The 19,418-nt window shown below is 45.6% G+C and carries 16 protein-coding genes and 1 pseudogene; 13 read left to right on the top strand and 4 right to left on the bottom strand.

Annotated features, from left to right (window positions below; genetic code table 11):
- Positions 1 to 344: 344 nt before the first annotated feature.
- The 11 genes from ERJ70_RS03305 (at position 345) to copZ (ending at position 12,738) form a co-directional block, all read left to right on the top strand.
- Entirely contained in the window at positions 345 to 1,955 is a 1,611-nt protein-coding gene (locus tag ERJ70_RS03305; protein ID WP_209367143.1) for an FMN-binding glutamate synthase family protein, read from the top strand.
- A 19-nt stretch (positions 1,956 to 1,974) separates the two neighbouring features.
- Complete coding sequence (locus tag ERJ70_RS03310) at positions 1,975 to 3,606, top strand: acetolactate synthase large subunit (RefSeq protein WP_209367145.1); 1,632 nt, start codon at positions 1,975 to 1,977, stop codon at positions 3,604 to 3,606.
- Between the two features lie 14 nt (positions 3,607 to 3,620).
- Positions 3,621 to 5,063, top strand: a complete 1,443-nt coding sequence (locus tag ERJ70_RS03315; RefSeq protein WP_209367147.1) for an aldehyde dehydrogenase family protein — start codon at positions 3,621 to 3,623, stop codon at positions 5,061 to 5,063.
- A 1,018-nt stretch (positions 5,064 to 6,081) separates the two neighbouring features.
- On the top strand, positions 6,082 to 6,321 hold the full coding sequence (locus tag ERJ70_RS03320) for a hypothetical protein (RefSeq protein ID WP_209367149.1): 240 nt from the start codon (positions 6,082 to 6,084) through the stop codon (positions 6,319 to 6,321).
- Positions 6,322 to 6,364: 43 nt separating this feature from the next.
- Complete coding sequence (locus ERJ70_RS03325) at positions 6,365 to 7,249, top strand: permease (protein ID WP_209367151.1); 885 nt, start codon at positions 6,365 to 6,367, stop codon at positions 7,247 to 7,249.
- A gap of 14 nt (positions 7,250 to 7,263) precedes the next feature.
- Complete coding sequence (locus ERJ70_RS03330) at positions 7,264 to 7,413, top strand: hypothetical protein (RefSeq protein WP_209367153.1); 150 nt, start codon at positions 7,264 to 7,266, stop codon at positions 7,411 to 7,413.
- Between the two features lie 155 nt (positions 7,414 to 7,568).
- Positions 7,569 to 7,778 carry a hypothetical protein gene (locus ERJ70_RS03335; protein WP_209367154.1) on the top strand — a complete coding sequence of 70 codons (210 nt, stop codon included), beginning with the start codon at positions 7,569 to 7,571 and terminating at the stop codon, positions 7,776 to 7,778.
- A 243-nt stretch (positions 7,779 to 8,021) separates the two neighbouring features.
- Positions 8,022 to 9,671, top strand: a complete 1,650-nt coding sequence (locus ERJ70_RS03340) for a catalase (protein ID WP_209367156.1) — start codon at positions 8,022 to 8,024, stop codon at positions 9,669 to 9,671.
- Positions 9,672 to 9,848: 177 nt separating this feature from the next.
- Positions 9,849 to 10,100, top strand: coding sequence for a metal-sensing transcriptional repressor (locus tag ERJ70_RS03345; RefSeq protein ID WP_209369103.1), 252 nt, complete (start codon positions 9,849 to 9,851; stop codon positions 10,098 to 10,100).
- Positions 10,101 to 10,112: 12 nt separating this feature from the next.
- On the top strand, positions 10,113 to 12,497 hold the full coding sequence (locus ERJ70_RS03350; RefSeq protein WP_209367158.1) for a heavy metal translocating P-type ATPase: 2,385 nt from the start codon (positions 10,113 to 10,115) through the stop codon (positions 12,495 to 12,497).
- A gap of 34 nt (positions 12,498 to 12,531) precedes the next feature.
- Positions 12,532 to 12,738: a copper chaperone CopZ gene (gene copZ / locus ERJ70_RS03355; protein ID WP_209367160.1), complete on the top strand. Its 207-nt coding sequence runs from the start codon at positions 12,532 to 12,534 to the stop codon at positions 12,736 to 12,738.
- Positions 12,739 to 12,825: 87 nt separating this feature from the next.
- On the opposite strand, the gene ERJ70_RS03360 is transcribed toward copZ, so the two are convergent.
- Positions 12,826 to 13,419 (bottom strand): TetR/AcrR family transcriptional regulator, encoded by a 594-nt coding sequence (locus ERJ70_RS03360; RefSeq protein WP_245208104.1) that lies wholly within the window; start codon positions 13,417 to 13,419, stop codon positions 12,826 to 12,828.
- Positions 13,420 to 13,698: 279 nt separating this feature from the next.
- Between ERJ70_RS03360 and ERJ70_RS03365 the strand changes: the two genes are divergently transcribed.
- Positions 13,699 to 15,642 carry an efflux RND transporter permease subunit gene (locus tag ERJ70_RS03365; protein WP_245208105.1) on the top strand — a complete coding sequence of 648 codons (1,944 nt, stop codon included), beginning with the start codon at positions 13,699 to 13,701 and terminating at the stop codon, positions 15,640 to 15,642.
- 2 nt (positions 15,643 to 15,644) lie between these two features.
- Complete coding sequence (locus tag ERJ70_RS03370; protein WP_209367161.1) at positions 15,645 to 17,465, top strand: coiled-coil domain-containing protein; 1,821 nt, start codon at positions 15,645 to 15,647, stop codon at positions 17,463 to 17,465.
- 239 nt (positions 17,466 to 17,704) lie between these two features.
- Here ERJ70_RS03370 and ERJ70_RS20200 read toward each other — a convergent pair.
- The 3 genes and pseudogenes from ERJ70_RS20200 to ERJ70_RS03385 form a co-directional block, all read right to left on the bottom strand.
- Positions 17,705 to 17,956: pseudogene (locus ERJ70_RS20200) on the bottom strand (OsmC family protein); the annotation flags it as partial.
- Positions 17,957 to 17,977: 21 nt separating this feature from the next.
- Positions 17,978 to 18,169 (bottom strand): hypothetical protein, encoded by a 192-nt coding sequence (locus ERJ70_RS03380; RefSeq protein WP_245208178.1) that lies wholly within the window; start codon positions 18,167 to 18,169, stop codon positions 17,978 to 17,980.
- A 143-nt stretch (positions 18,170 to 18,312) separates the two neighbouring features.
- Positions 18,313 to 19,383: an aldo/keto reductase gene (locus tag ERJ70_RS03385; RefSeq protein ID WP_209367163.1), complete on the bottom strand. Its 1,071-nt coding sequence runs from the start codon at positions 19,381 to 19,383 to the stop codon at positions 18,313 to 18,315.
- Between the last annotated feature and the right edge of the window lie 35 nt (positions 19,384 to 19,418).

Below are 19,418 nucleotides of genomic sequence, written 5' to 3' on the forward strand. Positions count from 1 at the left end.
TAATTAGACTATTATCACTTCTTCATTATAGTCTAATTAGACTCTTTGTCAAATAGATTCGTTAAAAGGATACATTAGCCCATCTATAATCAAGAGTCGTAAAAGACTACTGAATGAAAACATGCGTGTCGATAGAGAAGGAAATGTGGCTGACTGCCTGCCGCTCTTTTAGGTTGAACTCGACCTATTCAAGGAGTGGCAGGCTTTTTTGTGTGCAAAAATCTTCTTTAAATTATCCCCAGAGCATTCGCTCATATTGACTATTCCGTTCATCAACACATCCGAACATAATATACGCCCAAACGCTCATACTACCAATAGTGACTTTGCAGGAGGAATGGTATGTGAACATTGCAAACATTTTTACGGTCATCGGATTTATCGCCTGTACGTTATTTATTATTGTGCTCCTGGTTCTTGGAATCTTTTTATACAGAGTGGATAAGAGGCAAAAACAACATCCTATTCTTCGTAACTATCCATTAATCGGGAGAGTCCGATATTTTTTGGAAAGCATCGGACCCGAGCTGCGGCAATATTTATTCAATAACAACCGGGAGGGGAAGCCTTTTTCGCGGAACGACTATCAGAATGTCGTGAAAAAGGCGAAGTACAAGCGGGATGTGATCGGATTTGGATCGCAGCGTGATTTTGATGAGCCTGGCTACTATATCCGGAATTCGATGTTCCCTTACCTGACAGAAGAATTAAAGATGGATAAAGAAACGAAAGTCACGACTGAGCGTTATCTGTTGATTAACGAACCTTTGTTTGCCCAAAGGGAAGAACGATTAGAAAGAGATGAATCTCCTGTTTATTTATTGGAAGAAAATGATGCGATTGTGATCGGAGAAAATACGAGGCATCCGTTCAGGGTGAGAGGTCAGATTGGTATGTCTGCAATGAGTTATGGTTCTTTAGGCGAGCGGGCCATTACCGCCCTGTCGGAAGGATTGGGAATCGCAAAAGGTACCTGGATGAATACAGGGGAAGGCGGGATTTCTGACTATCATCTAAAGGGTGGTGTAGATATTATCATGCAAATCGGCCCCGGATTATTTGGAGTCAGGGATAGAGAAGGGAAATTCAGCTGGGATGCATTGCTGGAAAAAAGCAACATTCCGGAAGTGAAAGCGTTCGAATTGAAATTGGCCCAAGGTGCAAAAACACGAGGCGGACATGTCGACGGGGAGAAAGTGACCGAAGAAATTGCCAAGATAAGAATGGTAGAACCTTATAAGTCGATCGACAGTCCCAATCGTTTTCGAGAGTTCAGTGATTTTCCTTCCATGTTTGAATTTATGGAAAAGGTTCGCGAACATACCGGAAAGCCTATCGGCATGAAGGTGGTAATCGGGAGCCGGGAGGAGGCTGATGACCTTGCCAAAGCAATCAAGGAAACAGGTATGGGGCCGGATTTCATCACGGTGGATGGCGGGGAGGGCGGTACAGGAGCATCGTACCAGGAATTAGCGGACAGCGTGGGCTTGCCGATTCGGTCGGCGTTGCCGGTGGTTGATCATGCCCTTCGGAAATACGGGGTGCGGGACAGCCTGAAAATTATCGCTTCGGGAAAGATGTTTTCGCCAGACCGGGTTGCCATCGCGCTGGCCATGGGGGCAGATCTCGTCAATATCGCCAGAGCCTTCATGATCACAGTCGGGTGTATCCAGGCGTTGCAATGCCAATCGAATTCCTGTCCGGTCGGCGTCGCCACGACAGATCCAGAATTGCAGAAAGGGCTCGTAATCGAAGAGAAAAAGTGGCGGACGGCAAACTATGTCATCACCATGCGCAAAGGCCTTTTCAGATTGGCTGCGGCAGCAGGATTGGACACACCGACCAAGTTCATGAGAGAGCACATTGTTTATCGGGATGAACAAGGCAGGACATGGTCGTTGGAAGATATTTATCAATCGGCGATACATCCGAAAAGTGTGAATGATATTTCTTAAGCGGAAGAAGGGGCAGTATATGAAAGCAGCAGAACTATTGATAAGGTGTTTGGAGCAGGAAGGTGTCGAATATATTTTTGGCGTGCCAGGAGAAGAAAATATCGATGTGATGGATGCTCTCCATGATTCAACGATTCAATTTGTTTTGACAAGGCATGAAACGAGTGCAGCTTTTATGGCAGGAGCATACGGCCGGCTTACAGGGAAACCAGGCGTCTGTTTGGCCACGCTTGGTCCAGGGGCAACCAATTTGTTGACCGGTGTCGCCAATGCCAACATGGACCTGTGTCCGATCGTGGCGATTACAGGGCAGGCAGGGATTGACCGTCAGCACAAGGTTTCCCACCAATACTACGACATGGTTTCGGTGTATGAAAAAGTGACGAAATGGAATACACAGATAAAAACGCCCGACATTGTTCCGGAGGTTGTGCGGAAGGCCTTTCACGTTGCTACAAAGGAAAAAACCGGTGCAACGCATATCGAACTTCCGGAGGATGTTGCCGGAATGGAAGTAGACACCTCCCCGCTAAATGTGGTTCCGCACAACCTTACAGAAGCGGATGAACCAGTGATCAATGAGGCGGCCGACATGATAGAACAAGCGAAGCACCCACTAATTTTAGCAGGAAACGGGGTGACACGGGGAAAGGCCGCTGAAGCGTTAAGGTCTCTGGTAATGAAGGCAAATCTTCCGGTTGTACATACTTTCATGGGAAAGGGTGCAGTGCCATGGACCGATGAGCACAGCTTGCTGACCGCTGGAATCGGCGGTGATGATTATATTACCTGCGGATTGGGTGAAGCGGACTTGATTATTGCTGTCGGCTTTGACATGGCGGAGTATTCACCCAAAAGCTGGAATCCTGAAGGAAAAACTCCTGTCCTGCACATTGATACCCGGGAAGCGGAAATCGATGCTTGCTATCCTGTTCGATTACAGGTGGTCGGAAATATGCAAGAAAATATCACCAATATAAAAGCAGCACTTTCGGAAAAAGCAAGAGACTTAACGTGGGTCTCCCACGTTCGCAGCAAGGCCATCAGCGAACTGGAATCATTTCAAAACGATGAAGAATTTCCCGTCAAACCACAAAAAATAATTGCTGATTTACGCTCGGTTTTAGCTAAAGACAGTATTGTCATCTCTGATGTAGGTGCCCACAAAATGTGGATGGCCAGGATGTATCATAGCTATCAACCGAATACGTGTTTAATTTCGAATGGCCTGGCATCCATGGGAGTCGCTGTTCCGAGTGCCATTGCTGCAAAATTGGTGTACCCGGAACGTCAGGTGGTGGCTGTCTGCGGTGATGGTTCCTTTCAAATGACCAGCGCAGAGTTGGAGACCGCCAAACGGTTGAATGTACCAATAGTGGTCCTTTTATGGCGGGATGAAGGATACGGTTTGATTGAATGGCACCAAATGAAAGCTTTTAACCGTTCCTCTCATATTAAATTCGGCAACCCCGACTTTGGACAATTAGCCGCATCCTATGGTTTCGAACCAATGAAAGTTGAAAAGACAGACGAACTGCAAGCAATCCTTAAAAAAGCATTATCGTTGAATAAATCCGTACTAATCGATTGCCCGGTCGATTACCGGGAAAACATGAAGCTTACAGAAAAGCTGGGAAATATCATTTGCTGAACGGAGGGCATCTTATGATGAAAATTGGGTCGATTATCAATGGGCAAGAAAGAATAGAAGCTAACCGGCAGACAATGACAGTGTACAATCCTTTTGACAACGAAAAAGTTGCGGAGTTAAAGCTTGCTGCAAAGAAAGACCTCGAAGACGCGATAATCAGCAGCTTCGAGAAGTTTCATTCTGTGATGAAGGGTATGCCGGCGCATGAACGCGCGGATATTTTACGGAAAACGGCCGATTTGTTAGAGGGGAAAACGGAGGAATTTGCAACCACGATCAGCAAGGAAGCAGGAAAACCGATTAAGTATAGCCGTGGGGAAGTCGAGCGTTCTATCCAGGTTCTCCGTTTCGCTTCTGAGTTAGCCAAAAATATTACCGGAGAAGTGTTACCGATGGATGCCGCGATCGGCGGCCAGCATCGAATCGGGCTGGTAAAGCGTGAGCCGTTGGGAGTGGTGGGGGCTATCACACCGTTTAACTTTCCCTTAAACCTTTCGCTTCATAAACTCGCCCCGGCACTGGCAGCAGGCAACACAGTTGTGTTCAAGCCGGCGGAAAAAACGCCGGTTTCAGCCTATAAGCTTGTAAAGCTGTTCCAGGAAGCGGGATTGCCGGACGGAGTCATCAATTTACTCATCGGTACTGGTGAGGAAGTTGGTGCCCCTCTGGTAACGCATAACCATGTCCATAAAATCAGCTTTACCGGCAGTCTTGCAGTAGGTAAGAATATCAGGGAAACAGCAGGGTTTAAAAAAGTCACGTTAGAGCTCGGTTCCAATTCCCCGAACATCTTATTTGAGGACGCCGACATCGAAGATGCTGCTACAGAGCTGGTAAAAGGAGCTTTTGCCTTTTCCGGCCAGGTGTGCATTTCCGCCCAACGGATTTACGTGCATCAACAGATTTATGATACTTTCCTTACGTCCTATATCCAAAAAATTAATGCATTGCGCATTGGTGATCCGCTCGATGAAAATACGGACATTGGTCCGATGATCAATGAAGAAGAGGCTGAACGGGCCAAGCAGTGGATTGACGACGCAGTAGAAAAAGGAGCGAAAATCGAGGTCGGCGGTGAACAAAACGGAGCGGTTTTGGCCCCGACGCTCATGAGCAACGTGGACGAAAACATGAAAATCATCGCCCAGGAAGTATTCGCTCCCATTGTGTCGGTCATTCCATTTAAAACAGAGGAAGAAGTAATCCGCTACTCCAATAATTCCATCTATGGCCTGCAGGCCGGTGTTTTCACCAAAGATATCAACCGGGCGATGCGCGTTGCCGATCGACTAGAAATGGGCGGGGTCTGGATTAATGAAATTTCCACATACAGGCAGGATAATCATCCGTATGGCGGAGTGAAGCAAAGCGGTGTTGGAAGAGAAGGCGTAAAATATGCCATCGAAGACATGACCGAAATAAAATTCATCGGGATGAAGATCGATCAAAACAAGTAGTAAACGGTCAGGACCGACTGTATCATTAAGAGGCCGGGACAAAAGCATGGCCACCATAGCAAAAACCGAGCGAATGCTAACTGCCAATCAAATTCGTTCGGTTTTTCGTTGTATGCTCTCCTTTTATTCTGTTGTTTGATGCGTGCTTCGAATCGCTACGACTAGTTACTATGCGTTCCACGGGCACGGCTTCAACTTCCTCCGAAAGCACCAACCGCTTTCTTGCGGGATTTTCAGCTCGTGCTGTTCCCGTAGGATTCTCCGTATTTCCTTCGCTACGTTTTCGTTGTCTGATTTCCACACGATCAAGACAAGATGAACCGTATTCTTCTATTAGCTGATAAGTATCTAAACAGGGAAGAAGACGAAAGATCAGCATGGGGATTCCTTTATTCTTTAAAAATTGGACAATAGCATAAATAGGAAAAAGAAGTAATCCTGGTTTCCATACGGCTTCGCTTTCTATCCATAACGGCAATAGGCAAAACGAAAAACACACCAGAAGAGAAGGTATCTCTATCCAACGGAGAAAGGTACGCAGACTTCAGCGGGATGAGCGCGAGCTGAAGATCCACATGGCAAAGCGGTATTCTTTGCCAAGTTAACGGAAGCCGTGCCCGCGGAAAGCGAAGTACCTTGCCGGAGTGGGAAGTTGCACTTTTCATAGGATAGAACGTTTTGCTTTTTGTTCAAAAAACCGAAACGAAATGTGGAATCGTTCGGTTTTCATTTAGGTCGCGATGCTTTTGTCCCAGGCTCTTTTGAAATGAATCGATGCAGGTGCCAATCGCAATGTCGTCCTCACTGCAAGGCATGAAATTTAAGAATCAAAAATTTTCCGGGGATAGGGATTATAAGATTGAAAACTTATATTTTGCTCAGCCAATGTTTATTCGGAAAGAAAAGACGGGGATGAAATAATAATCAAATTAATTTGATTAAAAAGGTTGCGTTTTGAAATACTGAATAATACAATAGCTATATATCAAGAAAAATTGATGAAAGAAAGTGTACTATCATGATATGCAAAGATTATAAACCTATGGGCCAGAAATGTTCCTTACATACGAAGCGAAATGCCAGGGTTGGTTTGTCGCAATCAAATGCCAATCTAATGAAAAGAGAAAAGATCAAAACATGGAATTATCACCGTTTAACGGAAGAGGAAAGAAAGGGGGCAGCTGTCAGAAGAGTTATGTTTATTTTTCACCCTGAAAAAAATTTTTTAAGCAAAACATCAAATAATTTTGATTTATAAATCAATTTTTTTTGATATTAACAGAAGGAATGAGGAGGAGAAAATGGACCATTTTATGCAGTTTTTAAAAAACTTTCTTACGCTTTTTATTGAATTAACAGTGTTATTTATTTTGATTAGCTTCTTGGTGAGCTGGTTACAGCGAAAGGTTACAGAAGATAAAATTAAAAGGGTGCTCGACCGCCCAAATAAATGGAGTGGTTACCTATATGGAACAGGGCTGGGTGCTTTGACTCCTTTTTGTTCATGCTCCACGATACCAATTTTGGCGGGATTATTAACTTCTAAAGCACCATTTGGTCCGTCCATGTCATTCTTGATTGCTTCACCTCTCTTGAATCCAGTGATTATTATATTACTTTGGACATTACTTGGATGGGAATTAACACTTTATTACGCCGTAATCGTTGGGATGTTTTCCATTCTTATCGGAGTTGTTTGGAACGCTTTAGGTTTGAAAGAGTCAGTAAAGGAAGTAACAGTCAGAAAAATCAAGAGTGAAGGTGACAGTATTGCTGCATCTAAGTGGAAATTGGCTCTTCAAGATGCATGGTCATTCTTTTATCCACTATTGCCTTTCTTGCTGATTGGAGTTTTTATTGGAGCATTTATTCATAATTTCATTCCTCAAGATTTTATCGTTAAATATGCAGGTGGCGATAAACCATGGACGATTCCAATAGCTTCCGTTATCGGTATTCCGATGTACATTCGTGGAGAAGCGATTTTGCCTATTGCAGATGCTTTGGTTAGTAAGGGAATGGGAATTGGATCGGTTATCGCCCTATTAATCGGTGGAGCCGGAGCAAGTATTCCCGAGGTTGTTCTATTAAGCAAGCTGTTTAAAAAGAAATTAGTCGTTGCCTTTGTGGTATCTATATTAGTTGTTGCCATTAGTACAGGAGTTATCGTTCAAGTAATCCTTTGAGGGAGGTGATAATCATGGCGGAAAAAAAGTCCGGTCTAAAAAAGTTGTTCTCGAAGCCCAAAAAAGATTGCTGCAGTATAGAAATTGAGGAAGCAAAAGCCAATGAAAGTAACGGTTGTAAAACTGCAGAACAGAAAAGTGATACACAAAAGAAAGAAGCTTGAAGAATGAACCAACCACCGTTTTCCCTGCCGCCTAAACAAAGGACTTTTTCAGAGAGTCCTTTGTTTGTTTTCAACTAATCCACCTTACTTGCGGTATGGTTAAAAATAAACTGTAAGACAGTGATTACATCTTCTAAACGGAAAGGAGGTACATAATGGTCGTCAATCATGGAGGATCACTAACCCCAAATTATTTTAAATCGTATATAAAATTGGTTTTAAATGCAAACGAATGTTCATTAAAAGAAGCTAAAGCCATTGTTTTTAAACATTTTTTTGAAATGAAAGAAAGACGTTTTGGGGAAGAAACATATAAGAATTTTTTATTGGCTTATAAGGAACTGGAAAAGGATAGATACGATTAATTTTGTTTATCTCTTGGTTGAACAGTTTGAAGACTCTGCAAAGGCGATAGGTATATGGAAAGAAAGCTTTTTTAAATGCATCATTGCCCCGAATCGGGTTCATAAAATAAGTCATTCATTTTTGGGGGAGATTTAGAAGCCGGTTTGGATGAAGTTAGCCGGAAATTTAAATGAGATACATAAAGAATAAACTCCTCCATTAAGAGGAAAGGTAAGCGTGACTATACCTGAGGAGGTTTCAGTATGGAAGAAAACAAAGATAAGAATACATCGAAGGGGAAAGACGTGGAACGCGACACGTTGACCACGCGCCAGGGCCGTCCTGTGGTTGATAATCAAAACATCCGTACGATTGGCAATCGTGGTCCGGCTACCCTTGAAAATTACCACTTCATTGAAAAAATTTCCCATTTTGACCGGGAAGAGGTACCAGAGCGTGTCGTACACGCAAGAGGATCTGGAGCGTTTGGGTATTTTGAAACCTATGGAAAAGTCGGGGATGAGCCGGTTGAGAAATATACACGGGCGAAAGTGTTCTCAGGAGCTGGCAAGAAAACTCCGTTAATGGTTCGTTTTTCGACGGTAGCAGGGGCGAAAGACGCTCCGGAAACGGATCGCGATCCCCGCGGTTTTGCCGTGAAGATGTACACGGAAGACGGCAACTGGGATTTGGTAGGAAACAATTTAAAAATCTTTTTCATCCGCGACGCTATGAAGTTTCCAGATATGATTCACGCGTTTAAAGCAGATCCGGCTTCCAATATAAAAAGTCCCGAGCGGATGTTTGATTTCGTTTCCCGGACTCCGGAAGCAACCCATATGATTACCTTCCTGTTCTCTCCGTGGGGTATTCCAGCTACATACCGCCATATGCAGGGATCAGGGGTGAACACGTATAAATGGGTGAACGATAAAGGGGAAGCAGTGCTGGTAAAGTACCACTGGGAACCGAAACAAGGGATACGAAATTTGACCCAAGAAGAAGCGAACGAGATTCAATCGAAGAACGTTGGGCATGCGACCCAGGACTTGTATGAAGCGATTGAGCGCGGAGAATACCCGGAGTGGGAATTGTTTGTTCAAATCATGGAGGACGGGTACCACCCGGAGCTCGACTTCGATCCGCTTGACGATACCAAGCTTTGGCCGGAGGATAAATTTCCGTGGCTGCCGGTAGGGCGGATGGTGCTGGACCGTAATCCCGAGGATTTCCACGCGGAGATCGAGCAAGCGTCTTTCGGTACAGGGGTCCTGGTCGATGGGATGGATTTTTCGGATGATAAAATGCTCCAGGGTCGTACTTTCTCCTACTCTGATACCCAGCGTTACCGTGTAGGGGCAAACTATTTGAAGCTGCCTGTTAACGCCCCTAAGACAGGAATTCGGACGAACCAGCAGCGCGGCCAAATGGATACCCGTGATCCGCGGGAGTCGGGTGACAATCCGCATATTAACTATGAGCCTTCCATGGTCGGCGGTTTCCAAGAAGCGGACGGGTCAAAAACACCGCCGCATGAACCCGAGTATAATGCTGCGGCAATGAGCGCACCAATCGACCGTACCAATAATTACGGCCAGGCCGGGCACACCTATCGCAGCTTTGAAGACTGGGAGCGCGACGAGCTAATAAAAAATCTCTCAGACGCCCTCGCGATATGTGATAAACGAATTCAGGATGCGATGATCGAGCACTTTACCCAAGCCGATGAAGACTACGGGCGCCGGGTAAAGGAAGGCATTGCAGCGAAAATGAAAGAAATGAAGGAAATGCAGGGATCCAGCAACGTTCCCGGCCGTAAAGCAGGAGAATCCAAATATGGCCGAGGTTCTGTAGCGCAGCACGAAGCGACTGAAGATGCAGTGAAGAAAAGCCACGAAGCTGATCCTTATTAATTTCTTTGGAAGGATGCAAAAGACTGTACAGAACAGTGTAAACTGGTCTTGCAGTCTTTTTATTTGACTAAGTATACTATACGGGGGTATAGTATACACAAAAGATAAAGGGAAGTGATTGTTGTGGAAGATAAATTCTTGCATGATCACCCAAGTACTCCTAGAACACAAGATGAAATGGATAAAATCATCAACCGTTTAAAACGAATAGAAGGACAGGTGCGTGGTGTCCAGAAAATGGTGGAAGAGGATCGTTATTGCATGGATATTTTAGTTCAAATCAGTGCAATTCAATCTGCATTGAAGAATGTCGGTTTTTCGGTGACGGAACGGCATATCAACCATTGTGTCAGCGATGCCATTAAGAAGGGGGAAGGACAGGAATCGATTGAAGAGCTGATGAGTGTCCTGAAGCAATTTTCCAAGTGAGGAGGGTAGAAGATGAGTGATGAAAAGCATGCCACGATTGGTGTCACAGGGATGACGTGTGCGGCCTGTTCGAATCGGATCGAGAAAGCGTTGAACAAAATGGATGGGGTAGAAGCAAAAGTCAATTTGACGACGGAAAAAGCGACGCTGGATTATGATCCCGAGAAAACGACGATGGAAGACATTACAGAAAAGATAGAAAATATCGGTTACGGGGTCCGGACGGAAAAAGCTGATTTGGATGTCTTCGGAATGACCTGTGCAGCTTGTTCCAACAGAATTGAAAAGGTGCTGAATAAGCAGGAAGGGGTTTCACAGGCAGCTGTCAATTTGACAACAGAAAGTGCAACGGTTGAATACAACCCTGTACTAACAGACCCACAAGCCTTGATCGAAAAAATACGCAAAATCGGATATGACGCAAAACCAAAGGCAGAATCCGAGGAAAGACAAACGCATAAAGAAAAGGAACTGCAACAGAAAAAGACCAAGTTGATCATCTCTGCAGTCTTGGCTGCTCCGTTATTAGTGACGATGCTCGTTCATTTATTGAACATGAATATACCGGCTATTCTGATGAATCCTTGGTTTCAATTCGCATTGGCGACACCTGTACAGTTTGTCATTGGCTGGCAGTTTTATGTCGGTGCCTATAAAAACCTGAAAAACGGCGGGGCGAACATGGATGTGTTAGTCGCACTGGGAACGAGTGCAGCGTATTTTTACAGCTTGTTCGAAGCAGTCAGGACGATTGGCAATCCTGGGTATATGCCGCATTTATATTTTGAAACGAGCGCCATTTTGATCACCCTGATTTTATTTGGGAAGTATCTGGAAACAAGAGCCAAGAGCCAGACAACGAACGCTATTTCCGAATTGCTCAACTTACAAGCAAAAGAAGCCCGTGTTATCCGGAACGGAAACGAAACGATGATACCGGTGGAAGAAGTGATCGTGGGAGACCGTCTGGTTGTCAAACCAGGGGAAAAGATACCGGTAGACGGTATGGTCGTGAAAGGAAGGACTTCTGTCGATGAGTCGATGCTTACCGGCGAATCGATTCCGATCGAGAAGGATTCAGGAGCAAAGGTGATCGGCTCCACCATCAATAAAAATGGCTCCATTGAGATGGAAGCAACAAAAGTCGGGAAGGATACGGCGCTTGCATCGATTATAAAAGTAGTGGAAGAAGCACAAGGATCGAAAGCGCCGATTCAACGAATGGCTGATGTGATTTCCGGCTATTTTGTGCCGATTGTAGTCGGGATTGCGCTGATAACCTTTTTGATCTGGATTGCATTTGTGACACCCGGCCAATTGGAACCAGCCTTGGTGGCAGCAATTGCTGTCCTGGTCATCGCTTGTCCGTGTGCCCTCGGTTTGGCGACTCCGACTTCAATCATGGTCGGAACAGGAAAAGCGGCTGAAAGCGGAATATTGTTCAAGGGCGGGGAACATCTGGAAGGAACTCACCAGTTACAAGCAATCGTCCTGGACAAAACCGGAACCATCACCAAAGGAAAACCGGAGGTGACCGATTTTTCCGGCGACGAAGAAACATTGCAGCTGCTGGCAAGTGCGGAGAAAGGATCGGAACACCCGCTGGCGGAAGCAATCGTGTCCTATGCAGCAGAAAGAGAAGTGGATTTTGTCGAGACGGAAGATTTCACGGCCATACCGGGCCATGGTATCGAGGCGACCATTTCCGGGAAACGCATTGTGGTGGGGAACCGCCAGCTGATGGAACAACACGGAGTTGTCACAGAAGGTGCTGAAAACACCTTGGTTGATTACGAGAATAGTGGGAAAACAGCCATGCTAATCGCCATTGATGGCCATTATCGGGGAAGTATCGCGGTCGCTGACACGATGAAAGATACAGCTCCTGAAGCGATCGAGCAGTTAAAAGCGTTGGGAATCGATGTCATCATGTTGACGGGGGATAACGAAAGAACCGCCCGGGCGATCGCGAAACAGGCAGGAATCGAGCAGGTGATCGCCCAAGTATTGCCGGAAGAGAAAGCAGATAAAGTAAAAGAAATTCAACTGCAAGGTAAAAAGGTCGCGATGGTCGGTGATGGAGTCAATGACGCACCCGCACTCGTCACGGCTGACATCGGCATCGCGATTGGAACCGGTGCGGAAGTGGCGATTGAAGCTGCCGATGTGACGATTCTCGGCGGGGAGCTGCTGCTGTTGCCGAAAGCAATCAACATCAGCCATGCGACGATTCGGAATATCCGGCAAAACCTTTTCTGGGCTTTCGGTTACAATACAGCTGGCATTCCCATTGCGGCAGTCGGACTGCTCGCCCCATGGGTTGCCGGTGCGGCAATGGCGTTGAGTTCGGTAAGTGTTGTTTCGAATTCCCTTCGTTTAAAACGGACGAAACTATAGAGAGTTAAGTTTTCCTTTAAAGGAGGTGAGAATCATGGAAAAAACATTGAACGTTCAAGGCATGTCTTGTGGCCATTGCAAAATGGCGGTGGAAGGTGCCCTGAAGAACCTGGATGGCGTTTCAGCAGCTGAAGTGGATTTAGAAGCAGGCAAAGTCGATGTAACCTATGATGATGCCAAAGTTTCTTTTGAAGCGATGAAAGAAGCAGTTGAAGAACAAGGTTATGATGTCGAGGCTTAATGAGGCATTCATATACCAAAACCTATGAGGGTGTCATGCCGATCAGGCACACTCTCTAGGTTTTTAATATCCTATATTTACTTCTTCTTACCTGAAAAGCCCGCCATTAATAAGCTTATTGATGATCCCAGCCATTTCTTTGGGGGACTTATCCATGTCATTGTTCAGCCAGCTTTTTATCACATGAATGCTTCCGCTGATGATGAATGTGCTTAAATATTCCGAAGCGTCCTCTTCAAAATTTTTGCTGGTTGTCCAATGGTTCATAAACACGCCATGTGCGAACACCATCACTTTTTTCTGGAAGGTTGTATCGACTTTTTCGTTGAAAAGCGTCTTGCATACATCATGCTTGGATGCGAAGTATTCAATCAGCTTTTCGATCATCGGGAGAGATTCCTCTTCTTTCTCAAAATCGTACTGGCTTAAATACCCCTTCATGTCTTCAATAATTTCATCTTCTATTTTATCCAGCAGGTCATATTGATCAAAGTAATGGGAGTAAAAGGTGGAGCGGTTGATGTCGGCCAATCCGCAAAGCTCTTTCACGGTAATCGCCGAAATTTGTTTCTGCTTTAACAGCTGCATCAGGCTGTCTTTTAAAACCATTCGCGTGTATTTTTTTCTTCTATCCATTTTGGAAGCAGTCATGAATAATCCCCTTTCTTTTTGTCTTGCCATCTGTCTTCACCAAAAATACCTACGGAAGTTTTTTGTTGTTATCCAACAGATTCAATCATTGTGTTGCCAAAATAACATATGATAATAAACTGTTTGTTGAATAGCCAACACAGTGTCCATATAATGATAAAGTGTGCGTTGGAAAATGGCAAGAGAGGGTGAAGGAGAATAACTATTGCAGCAAAAATAATAAAACATAAAAAAGCCGTTGCCTTGACGTTCATGGTTCTTACCATCCTCTGTATCCTGGCACAGTTCACCGTATCGGTGAACTACGACATGAAGGATTACTTGCCGGAGGATGCGCCATCGACAACGGCAATGGATATTATGGACGAAGAATTTGATGGAAGTGTACCGACAAACAGGGTAATGATGCGGGATATGACCATACAGGAAGCCCTTGCTTTCAAAGAAGATCTGGAAGCTGTCGATGGGGTATCAGAGGTCACTTGGCTGGATGATGCCATCGATATCAAACAACCGCTCGAAATGGCAGATCAGGAGACGGTTGAATCTTACTATAAAGATGGGAAGGCGCTTTTCTCCTTCAGCATCGAAGAGGGCGAGGCTGTAGCCACTACCGATGCCATCTATGATTTGATCGGCGAAGACAATGCGATGGCCGGGGAGGATTTGAATACGGCGACCCAGCAAAAGATGGCTGGAAAAGAGTCCATGTATGCGGGTGCCTTGTTGGTTCCGATCATCATTCTTATTTTGGTGCTTGCCACGAGCTCTTGGGTCGAACCGGTATTGTTCTTGACGGCGATCGGCGTTTCGGTACTTATCAACATGGGGACCAATATTTTTCTAGGTGAAGTTTCCTTTGTTACACAGTCCGTCGCGCCAATTTTGCAGCTGGCCGTATCGTTGGATTACGCAATTTTTCTACTGCACAGTTTTTCCGATTACCGGAGGAAAACAGCTGATCCGCAGGAAGCGATGCAGCTTGCGATGAAGAAATCCTTTTCCGCGATTGCGGCAAGTGCCTCGACGACCTTCTTCGGGTTTATTGCCTTGACGTTCATGGATTTTGAAATCGGGGCAGATTTAGGCATCAATTTGGTGAAAGGGATTGTCTTGAGCTTTATCAGTGTGATGGTATTTTTACCTACGCTTACACTGTTGTGTTATAAATGGATCGATAAAACCCAGCATAAACCGTTCCTGCCTCGCATCAGGAACAAAGGAAATTTCGTGTTGAAAATGAGAATTCCGGTTTTGATTCTTGTGTTTCTTTTGATCGTGCCGGCGTTTCTCGCGCAAAGCCAGACAAGTTTTATTTATGGAATCGGCGATCAGCCGGAGAATACCAGGGCCGGAAGCGACGCAGCGACAATTAAAGATGAATTTGGCGAAAGCACTCCGATGGTCGTGCTTGTCCCGCGGGGAGATACGGCCAAAGAGGAAGCACTGGTGGAAGACTTAGAGAAGGTTGACAAGGTTTCCAGTGTGCTTGCTTATGTGAATACCGTGAGCGCAGCGATTCCCCCCGAGTATGTAGGATCCTCCGTAACGGAACAATTTTACTCGGATAACTACAGTCGGATCATTTTGCAAACCGATACGAAAACCGAGGGGGAAGAGGCGTTCCATTTAATTGAACAGGTACAACATACAGCGGAAGATCATTATGATGATGACGTGTATATGGCCGGCGAAAGCGTGACATTGTACGACATCAAAAATGTCGTGCAGAAAGACAACAAGCTGGTCAATCTTCTGACGATCGCCACGGTCGCTCTTGTTTTGCTGGTGACCTTTAAGTCGATCTCGATTCCGATTGTCCTGCTGTTTACCATTCAGTCGGCAGTATGGATGAATTTATCTGTTCCATACTTTACGGACTCTTCGTTGGTATATGTAGGTTACCTGCTGATCAGCATTATCCAGCTTGCTGCCACCGTAGATTATGCAATCCTTCTGATGGATGCCTATAAAGAGGATAGGAAGGAAATGTCCGCCCGTGAGGCAATAAAGAAAACGATGGACGAAAAAATCTTTGCGATCGGCATATCCGCTTCGATTTTGTCCAGCGTCGGGTTTATCTTATGGATTACGTCGTCCAACCCGATCGTTTCCTCCATCGGGATGCTGCTGGGCCGCGGAGCATTGCTATCCTTTATCATGGTCGTTTTCTTCCTGCCTGCGATGCTGCTGGTATTTGATAAATGGATTGCCAAAACAACCTGGAAAGCAAACTTTAAAAAGGAGAAATGACGATGAGGAGAATAAAGAAGCTTCTGCTTGTCTTTACGATCATCCTGTTGGCGATGCCGTCGCTGCTTGTTTCGGCTGCAAGTGACAGCAAGTCAGGGGAAGATACAACCCGGGAAAAAGGGAAAGTCTCCTCCAAGGATGAAGTTATCTATGGCAAGCTAAATGCTGCTGGGAAAAGACAAGAGCTTTACGTGGTCAACACGTTGGACGTTGAAAAAGCGGGAAAAGTCGTTGACCACGGAACGTACACCGATCTGAAAAACCTGACAGATTTATCGCCGTTGGAACAGAAGGACGGGGAAGTGACCATCGATGCACCAGAAGGAAAGTTTTATTACCAGGGGAACATGGAGGGTCAGTCCCTGCCATGGGATATTTCGATAACCTATCTGTTGGATGGGAAAGAAATCGCCCCGGCAGATCTGGCTGGAAAAGACGGTCATGTCGAAATAAAAATAGCTACATCGGCCAATGAAAAAGTCGATCCTGTATTTTTTGAAAACTATTTATTGCAAGTCTCTCTTTCTCTCAATCTGGATAACTATCGGAACATCAAGGCTACGGACGGAACACTTGCCAATGCGGGAAAAAACAAGCAAGTGAGCTTTACCGTGATGCCTGAAAAAGAGGAAGAACTAGTCGTGGAAGCGGATGTAACAGACTTTGAACTGGATGGCATCGACATCTCCGCTGTTCCTTCTTCTATGCCGATTGAATCTCCGGATATAGACGAAATGACTGGGGAGATGGACACGCTGACGGACGCCATAGCGGAAGTGAACGGTGGAGTCGCAGACCTGGAAGACGGGATTGCACAACTAAATGATGGCGCCGGGGAACTACGTGACGGTTCCATGCAATACAAAGATGGAATATCGTCACTGGCTGGTTCTTCTGCGGAGCTCGTAAACGGTTCTGGTAGCCTGAAGCAGGCACTGGAACAAATGAGCGCTTCCCTGGAAAGTGGCTCAGAAGATATGGGCCTCGGCGATTTGAAACAGCTGGAAGACGGACTTTCCCAAATGGCCGATGGAATCAATCAGTCGGCAGATGGGCTGGTTACGTTAAAAGACAACTATGCCAAAGCCTACAGCACGTTGGATGAAAAAATGGCGGCCATACCGGACTACGAGCTTTCAGAAGAGGAGTTCAAGCAGCTTTATAAAAGCGGCGCCAATCCGGAAGTTCTTGATAAATTAAAAGAAACGTACACCGCTGCGCGTACTGCCAAAGGCACTTATTCTGCTGTAAAAGAGGGATTTGATGCGGTCGGCGGAACGTTGGGGCAAGTCAGTGGTTCGCTTACTGACATGGCGGATAACCTGGAAGAGATGGCCAACCAGCTTGCCTCTTCCCGGGAAAACATGGATAGTGCCGATTCCTTTGCGCAGTTGCAAGATGGCATCCGTGAAATAGCCTCCCAGTATGCTTCCTTTCATTCCGGATTGGTGGAATATACGGATGGAGTGAACCAGTTATCCAGCTCTTATGGAGAACTTGACAACGGTATTTCCGGCCTTGCTGAAGGACTCGGAGAAACCGAAAGCGGCGTCGGTTCGCTGCATGACGGAACAGCTGAATTGCAGGAAGCTACGAGTGACCTGCCTGACGAGATGAAAAAAGAGGTCAATGAAATGATGGATGAGTATGATAAATCAGATTTTGAACCGGTATCTTTTGTTTCACCGGAAAATGAACACATCAATTCCGTCCAATTCGTGTTGAAAACGGAAAGCATCAAGCAAGAAGAACAAGAAGAGACAGAAGAATCTGTGGAAGAAGAGAAGGGGTTCTGGGACCGGTTGATGGATTTGTTTAAGTAGGAGAGTTCCATATCCTCTTTGAGCGGGGGACTGGCGACTGACTCGTCCATTTATAGACTTTTTGAAAATGTAATGAACTTTTAAGATTCAATCAGCCTTTTAAGAAAAGACTCCGGCGTTTACGTCGGAGTCTTTTTATTGCTATGCGGGTGTGTACGTTAGTTAGAAAATGCCCAGTTGTGAAGGATGTTGGTAACGATAGTATCCACCCTATATTCACAGGTAATAAGATACATGTTCTATTCTTCTTCTGTAATAGACCAGCTATGTTCAATTTTCACACTGCCTTTCAATGTCTGTGAAACAGGACAATTCCGGTCAAATACGTGAAGCGCACGTTCTGCTTTTTCGCGTGTTCCTTTGGGGATCGTTAAATCATAATGACCTGCAATCTTTGTGATTTTTAAGACGCCCTCTGGTGCCTCAATGGTACCCTTGAAAGATCCTTTTATCTTATCTGGATATGTTGGGATTTTGCGCGCTGCCAGCGCACCTGATAATGTACCAGTAAGTCAGCCGCCAGCGGCAGCAACAATGTGATCAAGTGTGGAAGGTCTCTCAACTTCTGGAACTCTTTTATAAAAGTCTTTTACACCACCATGCATCCCATAATAGATAGGTTCTTCAAAATCAGCAATATAGGCTCTTCGGTCTCCACCTTGATCTAGCTCTACGGTGATATTGGAAATTTCTATCGTTTCCACCAAAAGATTACACTCCTTTCACTATTTTGCATAACATTCTATTAGGTACCAATGGAAAAAGCAATTACCCGGTCTTAGTCCTTTTTTTAATAACGGACCGATTTCAGGAAGGGGGGGCGGTCCGTTTTCATCCACTTAACGAATTAGTCTTCTATTCCCATCGACTTTGTGTATCCTTGCAGATACGGGATTTCCGATGGACTGCCCTTTTCCAGGGAATTCATGGCGCGATGCCAGTTTGGATAGAGTGGTGCGGGACGTGAGACCGATTCAATGCGATCATGCTCCTCCTGTGTCAGCTGAATATCAAAGGAAGCGATGTCTTCCTTCAACTGCTGTTCATTACGTGCTGCTATGACGATAGGGCCGACGTTCGGACGGTCTTTGACCCAGGTGTACGCAATTTGCGGTATGGTAGCATCGTGATTGGCCGCGACTTCTTCCAGTGCATCGATTACTTGATAAAGACGTTCATGATCCTGCACCCAAGGCTCTGGCCAGCCGCCTCCCTGACGGGTGTCTTCCGGAGCAGTTTTATTGCGACCGATTTTTCCATTAAGCAGTCCTTCGCCGAGCGGACTCCAAATCATGGAGCCGATGCCAAGCTCGTTTGCTGCCGGCAGTAGTTCATATTCCGCTTCACGCGCTTCTGGCGTATAGTAAATCTGCTGGGTGATCGGCGGAATATAGCCGGACCGCTCTGCAATGGAGAAAGTCCTTGCAAGCGCCCAGCCGCTGTAGTTGGAAACACCCCAATAGCGTATTTTGCCGGACTTAACGAGATTGGTCATCGTTTCTACCGTTTCCTCGATCGGCGTTTGACCATCCCATAAGTGGACGAAATACAAGTCGAGATAGTCTGTACCCAGTCTCTCCAAAGAACGGTCGATGGAAGTTTCGATGTTGATGCGGGAAGCACCACCGTCGTTTGGGTTGTCCCCCAATTGAAAGCCAGTTTTCGATGTGAGCAGCACTTCGTCCCGGCGTCCCTGGATGGCAGCTCCGAGTACGCGTTCCGCATCTCCTTTTGAATAGAGATTTGCTGTATCAAACATGTTGATTCCTGCTTCTAAAGCGATATCGACCATTTTGCGTGCATCGTCTTCCTTTATATTGCCGGTCGCTTCAAAACCATTCGTTCCGCTGAACGGAATGGTTCCAAGTATATATTTGGGAACCCGCAGACCGGAATTCCCCAGGTTGATGTATTCCATGATATCCCTCCAATAAATTACATTATTTTATTTTG

It is taken from the genome of Sediminibacillus dalangtanensis (assembly GCF_017792025.1).
Classification (GTDB): Bacteria; Bacillota; Bacilli; order Bacillales; family Amphibacillaceae; genus Sediminibacillus; species Sediminibacillus dalangtanensis.

Excerpts from the sequence above, each read along its gene's own strand:
- ERJ70_RS03320 (WP_209367149.1), top strand. The coding sequence starts at position 6,082 with ATGATATGCAAAGATTATAAACCTATGGGCCAGAAATGTTCCTTACAT.
- ERJ70_RS03365 (WP_245208105.1), top strand. The coding sequence starts at position 13,699 with ATGAAGGATTACTTGCCGGAGGATGCGCCATCGACAACGGCAATGGAT.
- ERJ70_RS03330 (WP_209367153.1), top strand. The coding sequence starts at position 7,264 with ATGGCGGAAAAAAAGTCCGGTCTAAAAAAGTTGTTCTCGAAGCCCAAA.
- copZ (WP_209367160.1), top strand. The coding sequence starts at position 12,532 with ATGGAAAAAACATTGAACGTTCAAGGCATGTCTTGTGGCCATTGCAAA.
- ERJ70_RS03345 (WP_209369103.1), top strand. The coding sequence starts at position 9,849 with ATGGATAAAATCATCAACCGTTTAAAACGAATAGAAGGACAGGTGCGT.
- ERJ70_RS03335 (WP_209367154.1), top strand. The coding sequence starts at position 7,569 with ATGGTCGTCAATCATGGAGGATCACTAACCCCAAATTATTTTAAATCG.
- ERJ70_RS03360 (WP_245208104.1), bottom strand. The coding sequence starts at position 13,419 with ATGGCAAGACAAAAAGAAAGGGGATTATTCATGACTGCTTCCAAAATG.
- ERJ70_RS03350 (WP_209367158.1), top strand. The coding sequence starts at position 10,113 with ATGAGTGATGAAAAGCATGCCACGATTGGTGTCACAGGGATGACGTGT.
- ERJ70_RS03340 (WP_209367156.1), top strand. The coding sequence starts at position 8,022 with ATGGAAGAAAACAAAGATAAGAATACATCGAAGGGGAAAGACGTGGAA.
- ERJ70_RS03325 (WP_209367151.1), top strand. The coding sequence starts at position 6,365 with ATGGACCATTTTATGCAGTTTTTAAAAAACTTTCTTACGCTTTTTATT.
- ERJ70_RS03370 (WP_209367161.1), top strand. The coding sequence starts at position 15,645 with ATGAGGAGAATAAAGAAGCTTCTGCTTGTCTTTACGATCATCCTGTTG.
- ERJ70_RS03315 (WP_209367147.1), top strand. The coding sequence starts at position 3,621 with ATGATGAAAATTGGGTCGATTATCAATGGGCAAGAAAGAATAGAAGCT.
- ERJ70_RS03310 (WP_209367145.1), top strand. The coding sequence starts at position 1,975 with ATGAAAGCAGCAGAACTATTGATAAGGTGTTTGGAGCAGGAAGGTGTC.
- ERJ70_RS03385 (WP_209367163.1), bottom strand. The coding sequence starts at position 19,383 with ATGGAATACATCAACCTGGGGAATTCCGGTCTGCGGGTTCCCAAATAT.